General features: G+C 67.7%; 1 protein-coding gene and 1 pseudogene. Both read right to left on the reverse strand.

From position 1 onward, the window contains the following. On the reverse strand, positions 1 to 506 hold a 506-nt coding region (locus tag AACY45_RS26950; RefSeq protein WP_339548473.1), incomplete at its 3' end, for a site-specific integrase. 149 nt (positions 507 to 655) lie between these two features. After that, positions 656 to 2351, reverse strand: a pseudogene (locus AACY45_RS26955) (Tn3 family transposase); the annotation flags it as partial.

Genomic DNA, 2351 nt, shown 5'->3' on the forward strand with positions numbered 1-2351 from the left:
CGACGGCAGCGCAGCAGGGTTACGATCGTCGCTACCTGCTCGTCCGACAGCGGCCGCGGCACCCGGCGCACCATCTTGACGGCGAGCGCCTGGCGGAGTGGTGCGCCCGATGCGATGCCCTGCAGGAACGGTCGGTGCCGATCGACCGAGCGTAGCACGGCGCGCGCCTCGACCTTGACGATCGGGTTGGTGCCGCTGGTGCATCCGGCCAGCAGCGCCCAATCATAGAACGACGACACGCACGCCAGCGCGCGGTTGACGCTGGCCGGCGCCAAACGGCTATCGGCGGCCTGCGCCGTGCCGGCAGGGTGTCTGCCGCGTGCCGGCGTGGTGCGCAGATGCAGGAGAAAAGCAACGGCGCGGGCCGGCGTCAGCGCCGTCCAGTCGAGCGCCTCGGTGTGTAGAAAGGTAAAGAGATGCCGCAGGTCATAGGCATAGGCTTTGACGGTATGCGGTGAGCAGCCGCGCGCAGCCAGATAGGCGAGATAGTCGCGGACGGGTGGCACAGGCGCGCCGACTCCGTCGACAAGCTCGACCAGAGGGCCGCCCGAGCGGCTATGCTTGACCACAAACATGGCCCGCCTCCTTCACGGAAATGGCAGCTGCGCGATGGTAGCACAGGCAACCTGCCGCGTCGCCAAGCTGTCCACATAACGGTGAACCCGCCGGTGTCGGCGTACTGCTCCTCGATCCGTCGCCCGGCCTCGTTCATCGTCAGCCCGTCGAGCAGATAGGGTGCCTCGCTGACGGTTGCGGGGATGGTCCGCGATGCGAACGGCGCGAAGCGGTCGTTGACGTGAGTATAAGCCTTGATGCCGGGGTCGTTGCCGTAGCGGGCATTGACCGTGTTCATCGCCTCGCCCTGCCGCGCGGCGGGGTAGAACTGGCCATCGGCCGAGGCAGTGGTGCCCATGCCCCAGACCCGCGCCATCGGCAGCGCGCCTTGCGCGGCGACCACGTTGGCCAGCGCCTGGTCGATCGCCGCGCTTTCGACATGCCAGCGTGCGAGACGGGACAGTTGCCAGTAATCATGGGTGTTGGACGCCTCGGCCATCTTGCGCAGGCCCAGGTTCAATCCCTCGGCGAGCAGGACGTTGAGCAGGCCGATCCGGTCGCCGCACGGTATGCCGGTGCGCAGATGGGTGAAGGCGTCGGTGAACTCCAGCGCGGCGTCCACTTCGAGCAGCAGGTCGGTGATGCGGATGGGCGGCAGGCGACGGTAAAGGTCCAGCACCAGGTCATCGATCCCGTCCGGCGCATCGGCGGTCAGGCGATCGATGCGCAGCGTCCCGTCCTCGATGCTGCCTTTCGGGATCGTACCGTTGCGCGCGGCGCGACCGAGCCGGGCGAGGCCATCGGCGAGACGGGCCTTGCGGTCCGCGAGCCAGACATGCGGATCGGACGGTACGGCCAGCTTCGCAGCATGCGCGACTTCCATCGATACGAGGACGTTGCGAAGGTCACCGTACCGGTGCGAGCGGTCGAGCCAGATGTCACCCGAGCGCAGCGCGTCGCGCAGATGGAACATGACCGCGACTTCTCGGAGGCGCGCATCATCGTCGCCCTTCGCCCGCAATTGACGCCGCCATTTGGAATGTGGGCGCAGGAAATCGTCGGTCGCCGGGAGCGCGTCTTTGGTGGCGATGGCGATCACCGCGTCCAGCAAGGGTCGCGCGACCGACGCGGCTTGGAGATGGAGGCAGCGCAGCATACGCGGGGCATAGCGACGGAAGCGGTGATACCCCTGATCGACATGCGCCAGCGGATCATCGCCAAGCGTGTCCGTCAGAACCCTGGCCGTCGCGACGAGGCGGGTGAGATGGTCCCATCCCGCCGCACGCGCGACCGCATCCTCCAGCGACGCGCCGTCGCCATGCGCTTCGATGAGCGATTGGCCGAGCGCGGCGAAGCCGTCCAGCGTCGCTGTGACCCCGCCTCTCGTTTCCGCGGCACGTGCGTCATGCAACTGTTTTGCCTCGCGCCAGGTGCGCCCGACGATCCGGTCATGCGTCTCGATCACCGCATCCGCAGTCGAGGTGGCCCACTCGATGATGCAGACAGTGAGGATGGCGCGACGCCGGTCGGTGCCGAGATCACGCAGGCCATCGGCGAAGTAACGTTCGCCCTGTCGGCGCAGCCGGGCGACGCGATGCGGCGGGACGTCGCCGAGCAGGCCGGCATCGAGGTTCATCGCACGCAGGAACTCAAGCCGGTCGAGCAGTCGGTTTGCCGCGGCGGAATTGTTGCCCGGCTCGATCCGGCGCAGCCAGATGAAGCGGCTGATTGCCCCCGGCAGCATTTCGGTCGTCAGCCGGTCGAGCCGGGTGCAGGCGACAAGATCAATGCGCGAT

It is taken from the genome of Pseudomonas sp. RA_35y_Pfl2_P32, assembly GCF_963970735.1.
Classification (GTDB): domain Bacteria; phylum Pseudomonadota; class Gammaproteobacteria; order Pseudomonadales; family Pseudomonadaceae; genus Aquipseudomonas.